Annotated in this window: 18 protein-coding genes; 15 read left to right on the top strand and 3 right to left on the bottom strand. The window is 70.4% G+C overall.

Annotated elements, in window-relative coordinates; genetic code table 11:
* The first annotated feature begins 112 nt into the window (after positions 1 to 112).
* The 8 genes from ABZS61_RS33265 (at position 113) to ABZS61_RS33230 (ending at position 6,914) form a co-directional block, all read left to right on the top strand.
* On the top strand, positions 113 to 760 hold the full coding sequence (locus ABZS61_RS33265; protein WP_356429743.1) for an HAD family hydrolase: 648 nt from the start codon (positions 113 to 115) through the stop codon (positions 758 to 760).
* A gap of 43 nt (positions 761 to 803) precedes the next feature.
* Positions 804 to 2,003, top strand: coding sequence for an MFS transporter (locus ABZS61_RS33260; protein WP_356429740.1), 1,200 nt, complete (start codon positions 804 to 806; stop codon positions 2,001 to 2,003).
* Entirely contained in the window at positions 1,972 to 3,144 is a 1,173-nt protein-coding gene (locus ABZS61_RS33255; protein WP_356429737.1) for an acetoin utilization protein AcuC, read from the top strand. Before ABZS61_RS33260 ends, ABZS61_RS33255 begins: the two co-directional genes overlap by 32 nt.
* Before the next feature lie 76 nt (positions 3,145 to 3,220).
* Positions 3,221 to 4,036: a phosphatase gene (locus ABZS61_RS33250; protein WP_356429734.1), complete on the top strand. Its 816-nt coding sequence runs from the start codon at positions 3,221 to 3,223 to the stop codon at positions 4,034 to 4,036.
* Positions 4,037 to 4,164: 128 nt separating this feature from the next.
* Positions 4,165 to 4,377 (top strand): helix-turn-helix domain-containing protein, encoded by a 213-nt coding sequence (locus ABZS61_RS33245; protein WP_014046653.1) that lies wholly within the window; start codon positions 4,165 to 4,167, stop codon positions 4,375 to 4,377.
* 110 nt (positions 4,378 to 4,487) lie between these two features.
* Positions 4,488 to 4,586 (top strand): AURKAIP1/COX24 domain-containing protein, encoded by a 99-nt coding sequence (locus ABZS61_RS33240; protein ID WP_003948845.1) that lies wholly within the window; start codon positions 4,488 to 4,490, stop codon positions 4,584 to 4,586.
* Between the two features lie 179 nt (positions 4,587 to 4,765).
* The gene (locus tag ABZS61_RS33235) at positions 4,766 to 5,848 is read left to right on the top strand and encodes an NAD-dependent epimerase/dehydratase family protein (protein ID WP_356429731.1); all 1,083 of its coding nucleotides are present in this window, start codon (positions 4,766 to 4,768) and stop codon (positions 5,846 to 5,848) included.
* Between the two features lie 16 nt (positions 5,849 to 5,864).
* Positions 5,865 to 6,914 (top strand): lysophospholipid acyltransferase family protein, encoded by a 1,050-nt coding sequence (locus tag ABZS61_RS33230; RefSeq protein WP_356429729.1) that lies wholly within the window; start codon positions 5,865 to 5,867, stop codon positions 6,912 to 6,914.
* Between the two features lie 67 nt (positions 6,915 to 6,981).
* Here the strand turns inward: ABZS61_RS33230 and ABZS61_RS33225 are convergent, their stop codons facing one another.
* The 3 genes from ABZS61_RS33225 to ABZS61_RS33215 all read right to left on the bottom strand — a co-directional run bounded on the left by ABZS61_RS33225 (position 6,982) and on the right by ABZS61_RS33215 (position 10,581).
* On the bottom strand, positions 6,982 to 8,172 hold the full coding sequence (locus tag ABZS61_RS33225; RefSeq protein WP_356429726.1) for a DUF5667 domain-containing protein: 1,191 nt from the start codon (positions 8,170 to 8,172) through the stop codon (positions 6,982 to 6,984).
* Positions 8,173 to 8,406: 234 nt separating this feature from the next.
* Entirely contained in the window at positions 8,407 to 9,183 is a 777-nt protein-coding gene (locus ABZS61_RS33220; protein ID WP_329209862.1) for an ECF subfamily RNA polymerase sigma factor, BldN family, read from the bottom strand.
* 435 nt (positions 9,184 to 9,618) lie between these two features.
* Positions 9,619 to 10,581, bottom strand: coding sequence for an HAD-IB family hydrolase (locus ABZS61_RS33215; protein WP_356429723.1), 963 nt, complete (start codon positions 10,579 to 10,581; stop codon positions 9,619 to 9,621).
* 126 nt (positions 10,582 to 10,707) lie between these two features.
* Between ABZS61_RS33215 and ABZS61_RS33210 the strand changes: the two genes are divergently transcribed.
* The 7 genes from ABZS61_RS33210 to ABZS61_RS33180 all read left to right on the top strand — a co-directional run bounded on the left by ABZS61_RS33210 (position 10,708) and on the right by ABZS61_RS33180 (position 18,632).
* Positions 10,708 to 10,998, top strand: coding sequence for a glutaredoxin family protein (locus ABZS61_RS33210; RefSeq protein WP_356429720.1), 291 nt, complete (start codon positions 10,708 to 10,710; stop codon positions 10,996 to 10,998).
* Between the two features lie 257 nt (positions 10,999 to 11,255).
* Positions 11,256 to 12,029: a redox-sensing transcriptional repressor Rex gene (locus tag ABZS61_RS33205; protein ID WP_356429718.1), complete on the top strand. Its 774-nt coding sequence runs from the start codon at positions 11,256 to 11,258 to the stop codon at positions 12,027 to 12,029.
* Complete coding sequence (locus ABZS61_RS33200; protein WP_356429715.1) at positions 12,026 to 13,519, top strand: glutamyl-tRNA reductase; 1,494 nt, start codon at positions 12,026 to 12,028, stop codon at positions 13,517 to 13,519. The genes ABZS61_RS33205 and ABZS61_RS33200 overlap by 4 nt, the downstream gene beginning before the upstream one ends.
* The gene (gene hemC, locus ABZS61_RS33195; protein WP_356429712.1) at positions 13,516 to 14,502 is read left to right on the top strand and encodes a hydroxymethylbilane synthase; all 987 of its coding nucleotides are present in this window, start codon (positions 13,516 to 13,518) and stop codon (positions 14,500 to 14,502) included. The genes ABZS61_RS33200 and hemC overlap by 4 nt, the downstream gene beginning before the upstream one ends.
* Entirely contained in the window at positions 14,499 to 16,166 is a 1,668-nt protein-coding gene (locus ABZS61_RS33190; RefSeq protein WP_356429709.1) for a bifunctional uroporphyrinogen-III C-methyltransferase/uroporphyrinogen-III synthase, read from the top strand. The genes hemC and ABZS61_RS33190 overlap by 4 nt, the downstream gene beginning before the upstream one ends.
* Positions 16,167 to 16,290: 124 nt before the next feature.
* Entirely contained in the window at positions 16,291 to 17,286 is a 996-nt protein-coding gene (gene hemB, locus ABZS61_RS33185; RefSeq protein ID WP_356429706.1) for a porphobilinogen synthase, read from the top strand.
* Positions 17,287 to 17,366: 80 nt separating this feature from the next.
* Positions 17,367 to 18,632, top strand: coding sequence for a hypothetical protein (locus ABZS61_RS33180; protein WP_356429703.1), 1,266 nt, complete (start codon positions 17,367 to 17,369; stop codon positions 18,630 to 18,632).
* The last annotated feature ends 72 nt before the right edge of the window (positions 18,633 to 18,704 follow it).

The raw sequence follows: 18,704 nt of genomic DNA, 5'->3' as shown, positions 1-18,704 counted from the left end.
TGCAGGGGGGACCCTGTGGGAGAGTAGGACGCCGCCGAACAATTATTCCGGGAAAGCCCCGTGCCCTTGTGGCACGGGGCTTTTCTGCGTTCTGAGCGTCTAGGGTCGGACCATGCGCTACGAACTGGTCATCTTCGACAACGATGGTGTGCTCGTCGACAGTGAGCCGATCTCCAACACCGTCCTAGCCGGCTACCTCACCGAGCTCGGTCACCCCACCTCGTACGAGGAGTCTGTCCGCGACTACATGGGGGCCGCGGTCCACCGGGTGCACGATCTGGTGGAGGAGCGGACGGGGCAGAAACTGCCCGCGGACTTCGACGAGGAGCTGCACCGCCGGACGCTCGCCGCGTTCCAGGAAGAGCAGCTCCTCGCCGTGGACGGGGTCGAGGAGCTGCTGGGCGAACTCGTCGCCGACGGGGTGGCGTACTGCGTCGCCTCGTCCGGAAGCCACCAGAAGATCGCCGCCGGGCACCTGAGGCCCGGGCTCGACCAGTGGTTCGAGGAGGAGTGGATCTTCAGCTCCGAGGACGTCGGGCAGGGCAAGCCGGCGCCGGACCTGTTCCTCCACGCCGCCGAACGGATGGGCGTCGCCCCCGAGCGGTGTGTCGTGATCGAGGACAGCCCGCTCGGCGTCGAGGCAGCGCGTGCCGCGGGCATGGACGTGTACGGATTCACCTCGATGATGCCGGCGGACCGGCTCGTCGGGGTCACCGGGCACTTCTCCGACATGTCGCAGCTGCCCAAACTGCTCGCCTGATCGATCTACCCAGGGGTAGATCGATGGCTCTACGCTCGCGGCCATGACGGATGCGCGATTGCGGCACGGCAGGGCTTCTCTGGCACTGAGCTTCCTGGTGCAGGGGGTGACCTTTGCTCTGCTCGTGACGCGCATCCCCGCGATTCAGGACCGGTACGGGATATCCGACGGGCTGCTGCCCGCCTTCCTCGCCGCCGTGCCGATCCTGGCGGGGGTCGCCAGCGTGGCCACCGAGAAGGTGGTCGCGCGGGTGCGGCCGGGGATCGTGCTCAGGTGGGCGCAGCCCGTCGTGCTGCTGGCGCTGCTGGGTGTGGGTGCGGGCACCGAGTTGTGGCAGGTGGCCCTCGCGCTCGGTGCGTTCGGGCTCGCCGTGGGTGCGCTGGACGCGTCCATGAACATGATGGGCGTCAGTCTTCAGCGTGCGTACGGGCGCAGCATCATGCTCGGGTTCCATGCCGCCTACAGCCTGGGCGGCATCGCCGGGGCGTCCATGGCCTGGGCGGGGGCCCACTGGGACCTGTCGTTGCTCGTGTCCTACCTGCCGGCCGTGGTCGTCCTGCTGCCCGCGGCGCTGCTGGGGAGCCGGTGGTACGCGGAGGGGAGGACGGCGGAGGAGGTTGCTGCGGCTCCGGGGAAGGGCGGTTCCGTCCCGTTCAAGCTGCTGATGCCGCTCTGTCTGGTGATGGCGTTCGCGTACATCGGGGACTCGACGGTCTCCAACTGGAGTGCGAAGTATCTGCAGGACGTGCTGGGCAGCTCGGAGCAGCTGGCGACCGTTCCGTACAACGTCTACATGGTGACCACGCTGCTGGGGCGGGCCGTGGGGGACCTCGGGGTGCGGCGGTTCGGGGCCGTGAACGTCGTCCGGTTCGGGAGTGTGCTGGCGGCGGGGGGCTTCGGGGTGGTGGCCGTGGCGCCCGGGGCCTGGTGGGGGATGCTCGGGTTCACGATGCTGGGGCTGGGGCTCTGTGTGATCGTTCCGCAGACCTTCGCCGCCGCGGGGCGGATGTTCCCGGGGGCGAGCGATGTGGCTGTCGCCCGGCTGAACGTCTTCAACTACGTGGGGTTCCTGGTCGGATCACCGTTGGTGGGGGGCCTCGGCGACGCGTGGAGTTACCGGGGCGCGATGCTCGTACCGATGGTGCTGGTTCTCGCGACGCTCGTGTATGCCCGGTCGTTCGGCTCCGAGCCCGCCCGATACGGTGGCGGGCATGAGCGGGCGCGCGCGGCTGATGTGGGATGACGCAGTATCGGGATACGACTTCGGTGACAGTCATCCCATGGATCCGGTCAGGCTCGACCTGACGATGGGGCTGGTGCGGGCGTTCGGGCTCGATTCCGCGGTGGATGTGAGATCGGCCAAGGCCGCCGGTGCGTCCACCCTGCGGCTGGTGCACCGCGAGGACTATGTGGCGGCCGTGCGGGCCGCTTCCGCGGATCCTGCGGCGGCCGACCAGTCGTACGGACTGGGAACGGTGGACGATCCCGCATTCGCGGGGATGCACGAGGCGTCCGCGCTCATCGCCGGTCTTTCGGTGGGGGCTGCGGAGGCGGTGTGGCGCGGGGAGAGTGCGCACGCCGTGAACTTCACCGGTGGGCTGCACCATGCGATGCCGGGAGGTGCCGCCGGCTTCTGCATCTACAACGATCCCGCGCTGGCCATTGCCCGGCTGCTGGAGCTGGGGGCCGAACGGGTGGCGTACGTCGATGTGGACGTCCACCACGGGGACGGGGTGCAGGCCGCGTTCTGGGAGGACCCGAGGGTGCTGACCGTGTCGCTGCACGAGCATCCGCGCACGCTGTTCCCGCAGACCGGGTGGCCGGAGGAGACCGGTGGCGGGGCGGGCGAGGGCGGTGCGGTGAACGTGGCGCTGCCCGCCGGTACGGGGGACGCGGGGTGGCTGCGGGCGTTCCATTCGGTGGTGCCGGAGCTGCTGGCGGACTTCCGGCCGCAGGTGCTCGTGACCCAGCACGGGGCCGATACGCACTTCGAGGATCCGTTGGCCCATCTGGCGGTGTCGCTGGATGCGCAGCGGGCGGTCATGGCGTCGTGTCACGAGCTCGCCCACGAGTACGCGGAGGGCGGGCGCTGGGTGGCGCTCGGTGGCGGCGGGTACGCGGTGGTCGATGTGGTGCCGCGGTCCTGGACGCATCTCGTGGGGATCGCCGCCCATGCGCCCGTGGACCCGGAGTCGGTGATTCCGTCGTCGTGGCGGGATGAGGTCTACGCCCGGACGCGGCAGTTGGGTCCGGCCAGGATGACGGACGGCCGTACCCCGTCGTGGCAGCCGTGGGACGCCGGGTACGACCCGGCGGACCGGCTGGACCAGGCGGTGCTGGCGACCAGGCGGGCGGTGTTTCCGCTGCGGGGGCTGCTGGCCTGAGTAGGGGTTACGCCAACGGTGGGGCGGAACCGGGGTTTTGGTCCTGCGGTGTGCCCGGTGCGGGAGCATCGGGAGGGTGTTGAGCACCGGGGCGCTGCGCGCCCATCTGCTGGCGGCCAGGCTGGCCGGGCCTGTGGCCACTTCGCGGCAGAACAGTCTGCAGAGCTACCGGCTCTTCGCGGCGAGGGATCCGCGCGTGATGCTGGGCCTCGATCCGGAGCGGGCGTGGGGTGAGCGTGACCTGCTGCGGCTCATGGCGGAGAAGTGCGGCGTGTCGGACGATCCTGATCATGTCTCGGGTCCTGATGTGATCGATCCGGAGCGGACTCTGGCAGGTTTGGACGCGTTCGCCGAGCGGCTCGGGGCAGCTGCGGAAAGGCGGGCTCCGGTGCTGCTGGGGACCGGTCATCCGCACCGGCTGCTCGGGTTCTACGCGGGGCTGGCAGACGCCTTGTCGTCGGCCGGGTGCGCGGTGCTCACCCCCGCGCAGGGCCGATGTATCGACATAACGACCCGGTTCGGCGTACGCACGTACAACCTCGACTACGTACGGGGAGTCGCGCTGGTGCGCGAACCGGGCGTGCGGGCCCCCGGTAGTGCGACCGGCGCACACACCCATTCGCCGCTGCCGGTTCGGGCCGTGCTGGAGGGGATCGTGGAGACCTTCGGGGCTCTGCCCGAGCTGGTGGTCGGAGACCATGGGTGGGTCTGCGGGGCAGGTCAGCTGGGCATCGAGGCCATCGGTCTCGCCGATACGGACGATCCCGCGCTGTTCGTGGGCGAGGCCGAGGGGCGGGTGTCCGTCGCCGTTCCGCTTGATGACGCCGTGCGGTCGGACTACTACCACCCGCTTACTCGCTATGTACTCAATCGGGCGTGTCTGTCACAGTAGGCGGCCTGTCGTCTCACCTCTTCCCCACTCGCATCACCCGCCCCTAATCTGGGGAGTGAGCGCACAACGACGAAGAGTCACCGGAGGGGAAGCCGGTGCGCGTCTCGTGCGGAAGGTACAGGTGGGTCATGGCTGCTGGCAGCGAGAGGCCTCTCAACGAGGTCAAGTTTCTGACCGTGGCGGAAGTCGCCTCGGTCATGCGAGTGTCGAAGATGACCGTGTACCGCTTGGTGCACAGCGGTCATCTGCCGGCGATCCGGGTGGGCAGGTCCTTCCGGGTCCCGGAGCAAGCGGTTCACGAGTATCTCCGCGAGTCCTTTGTGGGGGTGGAGTCGGCCTGACGTCGCCCTCGGATTACGCCCCTCACTCAGTGGCGGGTAGGCTAGGCCGACGTAGGTCGTGTGGGCCCAGACGCCCCGCACCAGTGAAGAAGAAGTGAGCGAGGGTAGTCGTGGGCTCTGTTATCAAGAAGCGGCGTAAGCGGATGGCCAAGAAGAAGCACCGCAAGCTGCTCAAGCGCACGCGCGTTCAGCGTCGCAACAAGAAGTAAGCGAACGCAGTTCGTGCATCCGAAGCCCCTCCGCCGTTCCGGCGGAGGGGCTTCGGTGTTTTTCCGGCCATGACTTCGGCAAAGCCCGCCATGGGGTCATCACAGGGCAACATCCACCGGCTACGGTGACGGCCAGGGGAAGACCCCGCTCGACGAACGAACGACGGAAGGCGCTGATCTTGGGGAAGATCGTGCTCGTCACAGGAGTGGCCCGGCAGCTGGGGGGCCGCTTCGTACGGCGTATCCAGCGCGACCCCGGTGTGGACCGGGTGATCGCCGTCGACGCGGTCGCGCCCGCGCACCAATTGGGTGACGCCGAGTTCGTCACGGCGGACATCAGGCAGCCCGCGATCGCCAGGGTCCTCGCCGAGCACTCGGTCGACACGGTCGTTCATCTGGATGTCTCGGGGAAGGCGCTCGGCGCCGGCGGCCGGACGACGGTCAAGGAGACCAACGTCATCGGCACCATGCAGCTGCTCGGCGCCTGCCAGAAGTCACCGACCGTCCAGCGGCTCGTGATCAAGTCCAGTACGAGCGTGTACGGCTCCGCCCCCCGCGACCCCGCGGTGTTCACCGAGACGACCCCGCCCAAGTCGCTGCCCAGCGGAGGCTTCGCCAAGGACGCGGTGGAGGTCGAGGGGTACGTACGCGGCTTCGCGCGTCGCCGGCCGGACGTCGCCGTCTGTGTGCTGCGGTTCGCGAACATCCTGGGCCCGGAGCCGGACTCGCCGCTTGCCGACTACCTGGCGCTGCCGGTCCTGCCGACCGTCTTCGGATACGACCCGCGGCTGCAGTTCGTCCATGAGGACGACGTCATGGCGGTCCTGGAGATCGCGGCGCGTGAACCGCGGCGCGGGACCCTGAACAGCGGCACCTTCAACATCGCGGGCGACGGCGTGCTGCTGCTCTCGCAGTGCTCGCGGCGGTTGGGCCGGCCCACCGTTCCGGTCCTGCTGCCCGCCGTCACCTGGGTCGGCTCGGCGCTCCGCACGATCGGTATGACCGACTTCTCGCCGGAGCAGATCCGGCTGCTCACCCACGGCAGGGTGGTCTCGACCGTGCAGATGCGCGAGACGCTGGGTTTCCGCCCCAGGTTCACGACCGCGGAGACCTTCGCCGAGTTCGCGCGCAGCCGTGGACCGGGGCTGCTGCCGCCCGAGTTGATGAGCAGGGCTGTCGGGCGACTGGCGGACCTGCCTTTCACCGGAGGGCCGGCCGGGGGCGGGACCGATGCGACACATTCGACTCACGGCGCCAGGTAGAGGAGCGCGACCGACGATGGCGGACGCCAAGGTCATTCCGTTCGACGACGACCGTTCGCGCTCAGGCGCTGCGCGGCGCAGGAGCGTGCTGCCGGGGAGTGGCCGGGGCCAGGCCCCGGCCGGCCCCGGTGCGGCGCCCGTGAGCGCCCTGCGGGGGTCGCAGGCGCCGGTGGTGGGTGCGCAGGAGGCCATGCCTCCCGAGGACGCGCACGAGGCCTCCGGGCGGGCCGGCTGGGACCGGCGGATCGCGGGCGGGCTCGCGTTCCTGCGACGGCGCGTCACGGGCGATTACGAGGTCGACGAGTTCGGCTACGACAAGGAGCTGACCGACCAGGTCCTCATGTCGATGCTGCGGCCCCTCGCGGACAAGTACTTCCGGGTCGAGGTGAAGGGCATCGAGAACATCCCGTCGGACGGCGGGGCGCTCATCGTCGCGAACCACTCGGGGACGCTTCCGCTGGACGGGCTGATGCTCCAGGTCGCGGTGCACGACAACCACCCGGCCGAGCGGCATCTGCGGCTGCTCGCCGCCGATCTGGTCTTCATGCTGCCCGTGGTCAACGAGCTGGCCAGGAAGGCCGGGCACACGCTGGCGTGTGCCGAGGACGCGGAACGGCTGCTGCAGCGCGGCGAGGTCGTCGGGGTGATGCCGGAGGGCTTCAAAGGCATCGGCAAGCCGTTCGGCGAGCGGTACAAGCTGCAGCGCTTCGGGCGGGGCGGTTTCGTGTCGACGGCGTTGCGGGCCGGGGTGCCGATCGTGCCGTGCTCGATCGTCGGCGCGGAGGAGATCTATCCGATGATCGGCAACTCGAAGACGCTGGCACGGGTCCTGGGCGTTCCGTACTTCCCGATCACTCCGACGTTTCCGTGGCTGGGACCGCTGGGTGCGGTGCCGCTGCCGACGAAGTGGACGATCCAGTTCGGGGAGCCGATTCCGACGGACGGGTATCCGCCGGAGGCGGCGGAGGATCCGATGCTGATGTTCAACCTGACGGACCAGGTGCGGGAGCAGATCCAGCACACGCTGTACAAGCTGCTCGTGCAGCGCAGGTCGGTCTTCTTCTGATGAAGCGCAGGTGAAGGGGGCCGTCCGGATGCGGACGGCCCCCTTCACCTGTTGTCCCGCGCTTCGCCTACGGGTTGAGGTCCTCGCCGTCGATGCCCAGGCCCGGGAGCAGACCGGGGAGCAGGGGCGGCAGGGTCACATCCGGTGCTTCGGACGCGCCGTTGTCGCCGCCCGGGGACGACGGGGTGCCGTCGTCCGTCGGGAGGTCGTCGAGCAGGCCGTCCGTACCGCCGTTGATCAGGCCGTCGGCCGGAGTGCTGCCGGATCCGGACGGCTCGGGCGCGCTGCTGCCGGCCGGGCTGCCGTCCGGGGCGGTGGACGAGGGTGCCGGGCGGTCCGTGCCGGATGGGCCGGAGCCGTCCGGGGATGCGGGCTGCGTCCCCTCCTCGCTCGTACCCGGGGTACGGGGGAGCAGGGCCTGGAACGGTGCGACCTCCTGGTCCATGGCGTCGAAGACGGAGCTGACCTTGTCGCCGATGTCGGTCAGCTGGACGGGCAGCCGGTCACGGAGACTGCTCCAGCTCTCGCGGTGCGAGCGGGAGAAGGAGTCCAGTGTCTGGATCGGCCCGATGGAGCCGTCCCTCTTGTGGGCGGAGTGGAGCAGCCGGTGTCCCTCGGTGGCGTCGTGCGTCATGCCGTTGAGCGTTCGTCTGACCTCCCCCAGCGACTCGTGGTCCATCTCGCCCGAGCGGGCCCGCTCCATGAGGCGGCGGGCTTCGCTGAGGCGGGTCGATGCCTGGTCGAGGTAGACCTCGCCACGGTCGGCATCGCCGTTGGCCATGGTGAGGTTGATGTCCTCCATGCCGCGCTTCAGCCCGTAGAGGGAATCACCGGGCAGGGCGTCGGAACTGGCAGCGGCCACTCCGCCGAAAGCTCCTGCGGCCACGCCGACGGTGAGTCCGCCCGCGGTGATTCCCTTCGCCCAGCGGGAGCGGGGGCGCAATTTCCGGAGCGGGGACGCCCGGTGGGCCCCCCTGCCCCGTTGTTCGGGCACGGTAGGGCCCGTGGACGCACCGCCCTCGGCGAACATGGTCTCCATGGCCGCGACGAGCTGCGCTCGCTGCACCACTTTGACCTCGGGATCAAATTGCGGCTTCGGTAGCTCACCGAGGCCGTTCGCCAGGGCCAACAGCGTTCCGTGGTCGGCCGGTTCGGCCGGTTCCTCGGGCTGTACGGCCGCCGCACCCTGGGGCGACTGCTCCTCCAGGGCCTGGGCGAAGGCGTTCGCCCGCCGGTGTGCCGAAACGTTTGCGATCACTGGCGGCACCTCCTCTCGTCATGACGGTCGACTCCCCTGAGCGTCCGGAAGGTTGCGCACCGGACGCGTTTCCACACGATCGAGCGAGTGGATTACGGGTCGCGGTGCGACGACAGGGGGCCTGCATCCGGCACAACGAGTGGCGCGGCGTTTGGGTTACGGACGAAGGATGATCGGACCAGTGTGTCACGTACGTGTCACTCATGGTGACCTCGTCCGTCGCCCAGGGTGATCTCAACGGGCGTCGTCGGGCAGGAGTCGGGCGAGTGTTCGGACGGCGCGGTACTGCAGGGTCTTGATCGCGCCCTCGTTCTTGCCCATGACGCGGGCTGTCTCGGCGACCGAGAGCCCTTGCAGGAACCGGAGGGTGACGCACTCCTGCTGTTGTGGATTGAGTCGTCGCACGGCCTGCAGCAGTGCGGCGTTGGAGAGGGACTCCAGGACGGAGTCCTCCGGACTGCGCGCGACCTCGTTCGCGTCGAGCATTTCGCCGGTGGTCACTTCCAGTCGGAAACGACTGGATTTGAAGTGGTCGGCGACCAGGTTCCGGGCGATCGTGACCAGCCAGGCACCGAAGTCGCGGCCCTGCCAGGTGAAGGTGGAGATGCGGCGGAGAGCGCGCAGGAACGTCTCGCTGGTGAGGTCCTCCGCTGTCGCCTTCCCTCCCACGCGGTAGTAGATGTACCGGTACACGGTGTCGCTGTACTGGTCGTACAGGCGGCCGAAGGCCTCGGCCTCACCGGCCTGTGCGCGCTCGACGAGATCCATCATGCGCGCGCTGTCGCTGTCGGCTGTGGGCCGGCGAACGGCTGACGTGGTCGTGGCGCCGCGGTTGCTGCGTCTTCCGACCGCCGCGCTGCGTTCGGCCAGCGCGTAGCAAGGGCCGGCAGGTGCAGGGGTGGCAAATGCGGGGACGGCGTACGCGGTGGGGACGAAGCCGCGCAAGTGGTCGAGGACCGTTGCGCGCAGCGTAGCCAGGCCCGAGGTGTCAACCCCGACGTGTGGGTACACGGGACTCCCAGAGGCAGAGCTTCCATCACGTGCAGTTCGAAAACCGTCACTCGTGGTAGCGGGTGGCGGGCTCCTTGTGCGTCTGAGGAGAATAACGCTTCGTACAGGCCGGGCTACACCCAGTTGCTCAAATCACCGATTCCGTCGCTTCTGTAACCTCTAAGTGACGGAGTAAGTCGCACATCGTGACCGCTTATTGATCGAAAAGCTTCGTGATCTGCTTGCGGGGGCGACGGGTTGTGGTCGCTCGACGTCAATCCGACTGGCCGGAGGGGTGAGCGGGTGCGGGCGGCTGCCCCTCCCGATTGGCCGTACGTTCCCGGGCGTGGCCCGCAGGCCACAGCCCGCGGCCCGCGGGCCACGGGTGGATGCCGCGGGTCAGGGGTGGCGGCGGGGCAGGGGCGGCGGCGGTGGAGCCGGGGCTGCGGCGGAGGGTCAGCGGCGGCGGCGGTGGAGTGCGACCGCGGCGGCGGTGCCGCCGGCCAGGGCGCCCACGCCTGCGGCGGCCGGGATGCCGACCTTGGCGGCCTTGCGGCCGGTGCGGTAGTCGCGCAGGCGCCAGTCCAGGGCGCGGGCGTGCTTGCGGAGCTTGGTGTCCGGGTTGATCGCGTACGGGTGTCCGACCAGCGACAGCATCGGGATGTCGTTGTGCGAGTCGCTGTACGCCGCGCAGCGGTCCAGGTCCAGGCCCTCGGCCGCCGCCAGTGCGCGCACCGCCTCGGCCTTGGCCGGGCCGTGCAGGGGCTCGCCGACCAGGCGGCCGGTGTAGACCCCGTCCACCGATTCGGCGACGGTGCCCAGTGCGCCGGTCAGGCCGAGGCGGCGGGCGATGATCGTGGCGGTCTCCACCGGGGCGGCTGTGACCAGCCAGACCTTCTGCCCCGCGTCCAGGTGGGCCTGGGCGAGGGCGCGCGTGCCGGGCCAGATGCGGTCGGCCATGTACTCGTCGTAGATCTCCTCGCCGATGGACATCAGCTCGGCGACGCGGTGGCCCTTGACGATGGACAGGGCGCTGTCGCGGGCGTCCTGCATGTGTTCGGGGTCCTCGACGCCGGCCAGTCTGAACCAGGCCTGCTGCCAGGCGAAGCGGGTCAGTTCGCGGCGCTGGAAGAACTTCCGCTTGTAGAGGCCGCGGCCGAAGTGGAAGATCGCGGCGCCCTGCATCACGGTGTTGTCGAGGTCGAAGAAGGCGGCGGCCCGGTCGTCCCCGGCCACCGGGAACACGGGCTCCCGGGCGCCTTCGGCCGCGGTCAGCAGATCCGCGGCGTCTGCGGGAAGAAGGGACTCGTCGGCGGGGAGCGCCGACTTCCGCGCTGCCTCGGCTGCTGCCTCGCCTGCCAGCACGCTCCGTGCTGTCGCGGGGCGCCTGCGGGGTGTGAGCCATCCAAGAGCGGCCATGTCGTGAGCATAGCGATTCTGTTCGGCCGTTCCCGACCTGGCGGGATGCGACCGCGTGAACTCTCCGGGGCCGCCGCGTTAAACGGGTGATCCCGGGAGCGGTGCGGAGCGGCGCAGAATGGAGATATGAGTGCCTTGCTGCGGCGTACGAAGAAGAAGCCCGCCGACCGGGTGGTGACCCTCGTGGGAAAGCCCGGCTGTCACCTCTGTGACGATGCGCGACTCGTGGTGCGCGCCGTCTGTGAGGAGACCGGCGCGTCCTGGGTGGAGAAGGACATCACCGAGGACGAGGAGCTGTACAAGGAGTACTGGGAGCAGATTCCGGTGGTCCTGATCGATGACGAACAGCACACGTTCTGGCGGGTGGACCCGGCGAGGTTGCGCACGGCACTGGGTACCCAGGCGAAACCCGGTTAACATCATGGGCGTTTTGAGAGGTCTCGGGGGCGTGGACATGAGGAGTGTGTGCCGCTTTGCCCCCTTCGAGCCCGCAACGGGGTGATGCGGTCCCGGGTTCCGGGACCGCGCGAGGAATATGCGTGACCCCGGTCACTTTGACCAGACAAAACGGACACTATCTTTGTGCACGCGTTCACAAAGACATAGCCTGCATTCGACGGGGCGGTCCAGTGACATACGGCCGCCTGCAGCCCCGCTCATCCCGCAGGAGCACCGTGGCAACTGGCCGAACTCACCGACCGGCGACCCGTAGCCGAGGAATTCCCGAGGCCACCGTCGCCCGGCTTCCGCTGTACCTCCGCGCACTGACGGCGCTCTCCGAGCGCTCGGTGCCCACGGTCTCCTCCGAGGAGCTCGCGGCGGCGGCGGGGGTCAACTCCGCGAAGCTGCGCAAGGACTTCAGCTACCTGGGGTCCTACGGCACCCGTGGTGTCGGGTACGACGTCGAGTATCTCGTCTACCAGATCTCCCGTGAACTCGGGCTCACCCAGGACTGGCCGGTCGCCATCGTCGGTATCGGTAACCTCGGCGCCGCGCTCGCCAACTACGGCGGCTTCGCCTCCCGTGGTTTCCGGGTCGCCGCGCTGATCGACGCCGATCCCGCCATGGCGGGTACGCCCGTCGCCGGCATCGCCGTCCAGCACACCGACGACCTGGACCGGATCATCAGCGACAACGGTGTGTCGATCGGTGTCATCACCACCCCGCCCGGCGCGGCCCAGCAGGTCTGCGACCGGCTCGTCGCCGCGGGTGTGACCTCCATCCTGAACTTCGCGCCGACCGTGCTCTCCGTGCCCGAAGGCGTCGACGTGCGCAAGGTCGACCTCTCGATCGAGCTGCAGATCCTCGCCTTCCACGAGCAGCGCAAGGCCGGTGAGGGAGCCGCCGCCGAAGGCGACGCCGCCGCGGACGACGCGCCGCCGATGCGCGCCACTCCCGTGAGCCGGAAGGGACCCGACGGGGACATGCCCGCCGTGATGCCGGCATGAGTCTCCTCGTCGTAGGACTGAGCCACCGCAGCGCCCCCGTCTCCGTACTGGAGCGGGCGTCGCTGTCGCCCGAGGCGCAGACGAAGCTGCTCCAGGACACCCTCGCCGCGGAACCCGCGACCGAGGGAGCGGTGCTGGCCACCTGCAACCGCATCGAGCTGTACGCGGACGTGGACAAGTTCCACGCGGGTGTCGCCGAGCTGTCGACGCTGCTCGCGCAGCACAGCGGCGTCGGGCTGGACGAGCTCACTCCTTATCTCTATGTGCACTACGAGGACCGCGCCGTCCACCACCTCTTCTCGGTGGCGTGCGGGCTGGATTCGATGGTCGTCGGCGAGGGCCAGATCCTCGGCCAGATCAAGGACGCGCTCGCGCTGGGCCAGGAGCTCCACACCGCGGGCCGGCTGCTGAACGACCTGTTCCAGCAGGCGCTGCGGGTCGGCAAGCGCGCCCACAGCGAGACCGGGATCGACCGGGCCGGGCAGTCGCTCGTCACGTTCGGTCTCGAGCAGCTCGCGGACGGTGCCGAGGTCATCGAATGGGCCGCGGGCAAGCGAGCCCTGGTGATCGGCGCCGGCTCGATGTCCTCCCTGGCCGCAGCCACCCTGGCCCGTACCGGCGTCGCCGAGATCGTCGTCGCCAACCGGACCCGGGGCCGTGCCGACCGGCTCGTCGAGATCCTCGCCCAGAGCGGCGGGGCGACGGCACGAGCCGTGGAGATGGCCGCGGTGCCGGACGAACTGACACGTGCCGATGTGGTCGTCTCCTGTACCGGTGCGACCGGGCTCGTCCTGACCGCCGAGGCCGTCGCCGGGGCGCTCGGCGTCGACTTCGACACCGCTTCGGAGCCGTCCGCGGCCCGGGCCGCAGCCGCCCCCGCAGACCTGGACCAGCACGCCGCCTGGGTGGAGAACGGTTCCGCCACCGCCGCCGCACAGGACCGGGCCGTGCGCCGGGTACCCGTGCAGGCGCCGGCCTCCCGCCCCGCGAGGCTCGCCCTGCTCGACCTCGCCATGCCGAGGGACATCGACGGGGCGGCCCACCGCATCGACGGTGTGCGCCTCGTCGACATCGAGTCGCTCGCCGAGGCGTCCGCGGACGCCCCGATGGCCGCCGATGTGGACCAGGTGCGCACCATCGTCGCCGACGAGGTGGCAGCCTTCGGTGCCGCCCAGCGTGCCGCCCACATCACCCCGACCGTCGTCGCCCTGCGCACCATGGCCGCCGATGTGGTGGCCGGCGAGATCGCGCGGCTCGACGGACGCCTTCCCGACCTGGACGAGAAGCAGCGCGCCGAGATCACGCAGACCGTGCGCCGCGTCGTCGACAAGCTCCTGCACGCGCCCACCGTGCGGGTCAAGCAGCTCGCCAGCGAGCCCGGTGGCGCCGGGTACGCCGATGCGCTGCGCGAACTCTTCGACCTCGACCCGCAGACGGTGGCCGCCGTCTCCCGGGCAGACCTGAACGACCCGAATAGAGGGCGGTCATGACCGACAACTCACCCCTGGGTGGGGAGACCACGAAGCCGCTCCGGCTCGGTACCCGGCGCAGCAAGCTAGCCATGGCGCAGTCCGGCATGGTCGCTGATGCGGTCCGTGAGGTGACCGGGCGCGCCGTCGAGCTCGTCGAGATCACCACGTACGGCGACACGTCCCGGGAGCACCTGGCGCAGATCGGCGGGACCGGCGTGTTCGTCGTCGCGCTGCGCGAGGCGCTGCTGCGCGGCGAGGTGGACTTCGCCGTCCACTCGCTCAAGGACCTGCCGACCGCACAGCCGGAGGGCCTCGTCCTGGCCGCCGTACCCGAGCGCGAGGATCCGCGCGACGTACTGGTGGCCCGGGACGGGCTGACCTTCGCGCAACTGCCGTCCGGTGCCCGTATCGGCACCGGCTCGCCGCGCCGCATGGCGCAGCTCAACGCGTACGCCCGGTCGCACGGCCTCGACATCGAGACCGTGGCGATACGGGGCAACGTCGATACGCGTATCGGTTTCGTACGGAGCGGGGAGCTCGACGCGGTGGTACTCGCCGCCGCAGGGCTCAGCCGCCTCGGCCGGACCGGTGAGGTGACCGACTTCCTGCCGGTCGACACCGTCCTGCCTGCTCCCGGTCAGGGAGCACTGGCGATCGAATGCGCTGCAACCAGCGCGGACCTCGCCGCAGCGCTCGCCGAGCTCGACGACCCGTACACCCGGGTCGCCGTGACCGCCGAGCGCGCCCTGCTCGCCGCCCTGGAGGCCGGCTGTTCCGCACCTGTGGGTGCGCTGGCCGACCTCCTGGTCGACGGGCAGACTGTCAACGAACTGCGCCTGCGCGGTGTCGTCGGTTCCACCGACGGCGCTTCCCTGGTACAGCTGTCCATCACCGGTCCCGTCCCCACGTCGCACGACGACGCGGCGGCCCTCGGTCGCGAGCTCGCGACCGAGATGCTTGCCAAGGGTGCGGCCGGTCTTATGGGGGAGCGAGCACTTTGAGCCCCAACGGCCCCGCCGCATCCGATTTTCCTGTCCTGTCCGCAGGGCACGTCACCTTCCTCGGCGCCGGTCCCGGCGACCCGGGACTGCTGACCCTGCGCGCCGTCGAGGCGCTCGCGAGCGCCGACGTCCTTGTGGCCGAACCCGACGTTCTCGACGTCGTTCGCTGCCATGCGCGGGCAGGGGTAAGCACCCCTGAGCTGACGGTTGTTGACATGTCGTCAACAGCCGTCGGGGTACCCGTTCTCAGGGACGCCGCCAATCTTGTCATGGAGGCCGCGAAGGGTGGCAGGCGGGTTGTCCGTGCCGTCGCCGGCGACCCCGGCCTGGACGGCAACACGGGCGTGGAGATGCTCGCCTGCGCCGCCGCGGGCGTGCCTTTCGAGGTCGTGCCCGGTGTGGCGAACGCCGTCGGCGTGTCCGCGTACGCCGGTGTGCCGCTGCGTGACGCGCAGGGTGCGGACGTGCGCTTCGTCGACGCCCGTACCGCTTCGGACCGCTGCTGGTCCGAGGTCGGCGCGAGCGACGCGACGGCTGTCGTGTCCACGTCGCTCGACTCGGTGGCCGCGGCCGCCGGGGAGCTGGTCTCGGCGGGCCGCAAGCCCGACACCCCGCTGACGGTGACGATCGCGGGAACGACGACGCGCCAGCGCACCTGGACGGCGACGCTCGGGACGATCGCCCAGGTCCTCAAGCAGGCCAAGGTCCTTCCCTCGCCGGACGGGCACCAGCCCGTCATAGCCGTGGTCGGGGAGCGAAGCTCCGCCGCCCAGCGCGACCAGCTCTCGTGGTTCGAGTCCAAGCCGCTGTTCGGCTGGAAGGTGCTCGTGCCGCGTACGAAGGAGCAGGCGGCGTCGCTCTCCGACCAGCTGCGTTCGTACGGTGCCGTACCGCACGAGGTCCCGACGATCGCCGTCGAGCCGCCGCGGACGCCCCAGCAGATGGAGCGCGCGGTCAAGGGCCTGGTCACGGGCCGGTACGAGTGGATCGCCTTCACTTCGGTGAACGCGGTGAAGGCCGTGCGGGAGAAGTTCGAGGAGTACGGGCTCGATGCCCGGGCCTTCGCGGGGATCAAGGTCGCGGCGGTCGGTGAGCAGACTGCCGCCGCGCTGATCGACTTCGGTGTGAAGCCGGATCTGGTGCCCTCCGGCGAGCAGTCCGCCGCCGGTCTGCTGGAGGACTGGCCGCCCTACGACCCGGTCTTCGACCCGATCGACCGGGTGTTCCTGCCGCGGGCCGACATCGCCACGGAGACGCTGGTGGCCGGGCTGATCGAGCTCGGCTGGGAGGTCGACGACGTCACCGCGTACCGCACGGTCCGCGCTTCGCCGCCGCCGGCCGACACCCGTGAGGCGATCAAGGGCGGCGGCTTCGACGCGGTGCTCTTCACCTCGTCCTCGACGGTCCGCAACCTGGTCGGTATCGCGGGCAAGCCGCACAACGTGACGGTGATCGCGTGCATCGGTCCCGCGACGGCGAAGACCGCGGAGGAGCACGGCCTGCGGGTCGACGTCCTGTCTCCGGAGCCGTCGGTCCACAAGCTGGCCCAGGCGCTTGCGGACTTCGGTGCGCAGCGCCGGGACGCGGCCAAGGAGGCCGGCGACCCGGTGACGCGTCCGAGCGAGCGGCGTCCGGGTGCGAGACGCCGTCGGACGACCACCTGACAGGTCGGCACCGATGTGTGGGCCCGGCTGCTTCGTCGAGAAGCGGCCGGGCCCTTTCCGTGGGCCGGTTTTGCCGGCTCGGGTGTCGGTAAACCGGTGATGTGTGCGGGTCTAGTCTCGGAGGATGACCGACTACGGAAACTTCCCCGGCTCGCGGCCCCGGCGGCTGCGGACGACGCCCGTCATGCGGCGCATGGTCGCCGAGACCCGGCTGGACCCCGCGAACCTGATCCTTCCCGCGTTCGTGCGCGAGGGCATCGACACCCCGGTCGCCATCTCGGCCATGCCCGGCGTGCAGCAGCACACCCTGGACACCCTGCGGAAGGCCGCGGTCGACGCGGTCGCGGCCGGGGTCTCCGGGATCATGCTCTTCGGTGTGCCGCTGGACGAGAAGAAGGACGCCCGCGGCACCGCGGGCACCGACCCGGACGGCATCCTCCAGGTCGGTCTGCGGGCGGTGCGGGAAGAGGTGGGCGACGACCTCGTGGTCATGTCCGACCTCTGTCTGGACGAGTACACCGACCACGGCCACTGCGGGGTGCTGACCGCGGACGGCCGCGTCGACAACGACGCCACGCTGGAGCGGTACGCCGAGATGGCCCAGGTGCAGGCGGACGCGGGCGCGCACGTGGTGGGCCCCAGCGGCATGATGGACGGCCAGGTCGGGGTGATCCGCGACGCGCTGGACCAGACGGGCCACGAGGACGTGTCGATCCTCGCCTACACCGTGAAGTACTCCTCCGCGTTCTACGGGCCGTTCCGTGAGGCGGTGGGCTCCTCGCTCAAGGGCGACCGCAAGACGTACCAGCAGGACCCGGCGAACGTCCGCGAGTCGATGCGCGAGCTGGCGCTCGACCTGGCGGAGGGTGCCGACATGGTCATGGTCAAGCCCGCCGGCCCGTACCTGGACGTCCTCGCGAAGGTCGCCGACGCGGTGGACGTGCCGGTGGCGGCGTACCAGATCAGCGGTGAGTACGCGATGATCGAGGCCGCCGCGGAGAAGGGCTGGATCGACCGGGACGCGGCGATCCTGGAGAGCCTGACGGGGATCCGGCGTGCGGGTGCGCAGATGATCCTGACGTACTGGGCGACGGAGGTCGCGCAGCGGCTGGGGCGCTGACCCGGTTCCGTGCCGGGGCGAACCCTCGCCGGTGATCAATTCGGTTGAGGGCGTCCCCGGATGCGGGGAGGATCGCCCGCATGTTCTCCCGCAGGAATCGCCGTCCCACGTCCCCCGAACTGGCCGAGGCCTGGGACTGCCTCGACGGAGGTGACGTCCCGGGTGCGCTGCGCAGGCTGCGGCAGGCACCCTCGGCGCCGCTGGACGAGGTCGCGACCGTGGTCGGCCGGGCCGCCGAGGCGGCCGGGTTCGACGACCTCCGGAAGGCTGCGACGGCTCTGGCCGCGCACCCCGGCCGGGTGCGCCCGCTCTACGACTACGGGTACGCCTGCGTGGAACGCGGTGTGTCCTACCTGGCGATACCCGCGCTGCGGGAGGCCGTGCGCCTGGCGCCGGGTTCCTCCGGCATGCTGCGCGAACTGGTCTCCGCGTACGAGGACGAGGGACGGCACCGCGATGCCGTCGACGCGCTGCTCGCGCAGGAGGACGGCCTCGGCGACTGGCCCGATCGCTATCTCCTGGTCTTCAACGCCGTCCTGGCAGGTGACCTGGAGCTGGCGCGCCGTCAGCGCGCGCGTCTGGCCGCCCCCGCCGACGACACCTGGCGCGGTGCGTGGGAGCGGCAGAACCGTGTTCTGGAGCGTGCCGCGACCACCGGGCCGGTGAGCCCGCTGGACCACTCGGACCTCCGCGGCTGGCAGTACGTCATGGGCGGGACGGTGCTGGGCACGTTGTCCCCGCACGGGTACGACGTGGGGATGACCGGCCGGTACGCGTGGTTCCAGGACTCCCATGACCAGTGCCTGCAGGGCTTGTTGCGGCTGAAGTCGGTGCTCGCCGCCGCCGGGGTGCGGCCCCGTTCGGTGTCCCTGCTGCCGGACCGGGGGAGCCGCATCCTGGGTCTGGCAGCCGCCGGGGTACTGGGCCTCCCGGCGGAGCCCTTCGAGGCCGGACGGGAGGACACCGTCGTGATCGCCTACGACCTGAACGACACCGCGGGCGCCGGCCAGGGCACCGAACTGCTCGGGGGAGCTCTTCCACCGGTCGCCCGGACAGGTGCTGCACGAGCACGCGAGCTGCTGGACCGACCCGCCCGCCGTCACGGCCGACAGCGTCTCGCTGCTCCATCAGTCGGTCGTGCCTCCGTGGGGGGAGGTCCTCCGGCTGGGCGACGACGGGGAAACGGAGCGCGCGGAGGCCGATGGGCGGCCGGAGGCGGAGATCGCCGCGGAGATCGTGGGGGCCGATCCGACACCCGACGGCGGGGACGGGGCGACGCCCGCCGATCCCGTCGAGAAGCTCACGGACTTCGTCTCGGCCGTGCGCGGCACGTGGCTCCAGGGTGACCGGGCCCGACTGCGGTCGCCGGGTCCCGTGGGCAGTTCACGGTTCCTCTGACGGCCGGACGCCTCCGGTGC

Source organism: Streptomyces sp. NPDC005566 (genome assembly GCF_040605575.1).
Lineage (GTDB): Bacteria > Actinomycetota > Actinomycetes > Streptomycetales > Streptomycetaceae > Streptomyces.
Note: the sequence above shows the minus strand (reverse complement) of the source record. Positions and strands in the feature narration are given on the sequence as shown.

Bases quoted from the DNA above. Each gene is read 5' to 3' on its own strand.
- ABZS61_RS33265 (WP_356429743.1), top strand. From the start codon at position 113: ATGCGCTACGAACTGGTCATCTTCGACAACGATGGTGTGCTCGTCGAC.
- ABZS61_RS33260 (WP_356429740.1), top strand. From the start codon at position 804: ATGACGGATGCGCGATTGCGGCACGGCAGGGCTTCTCTGGCACTGAGC.
- ABZS61_RS33255 (WP_356429737.1), top strand. From the start codon at position 1,972: ATGAGCGGGCGCGCGCGGCTGATGTGGGATGACGCAGTATCGGGATAC.
- ABZS61_RS33245 (WP_014046653.1), top strand. From the start codon at position 4,165: ATGGCTGCTGGCAGCGAGAGGCCTCTCAACGAGGTCAAGTTTCTGACC.
- ABZS61_RS33230 (WP_356429729.1), top strand. From the start codon at position 5,865: ATGGCGGACGCCAAGGTCATTCCGTTCGACGACGACCGTTCGCGCTCA.
- ABZS61_RS33215 (WP_356429723.1), bottom strand. From the start codon at position 10,581: ATGGCCGCTCTTGGATGGCTCACACCCCGCAGGCGCCCCGCGACAGCA.
- ABZS61_RS33210 (WP_356429720.1), top strand. From the start codon at position 10,708: ATGAGTGCCTTGCTGCGGCGTACGAAGAAGAAGCCCGCCGACCGGGTG.
- ABZS61_RS33200 (WP_356429715.1), top strand. From the start codon at position 12,026: ATGAGTCTCCTCGTCGTAGGACTGAGCCACCGCAGCGCCCCCGTCTCC.
- hemC (WP_356429712.1), top strand. From the start codon at position 13,516: ATGACCGACAACTCACCCCTGGGTGGGGAGACCACGAAGCCGCTCCGG.
- hemB (WP_356429706.1), top strand. From the start codon at position 16,291: ATGACCGACTACGGAAACTTCCCCGGCTCGCGGCCCCGGCGGCTGCGG.
- ABZS61_RS33180 (WP_356429703.1), top strand. From the start codon at position 17,367: ATGTTCTCCCGCAGGAATCGCCGTCCCACGTCCCCCGAACTGGCCGAG.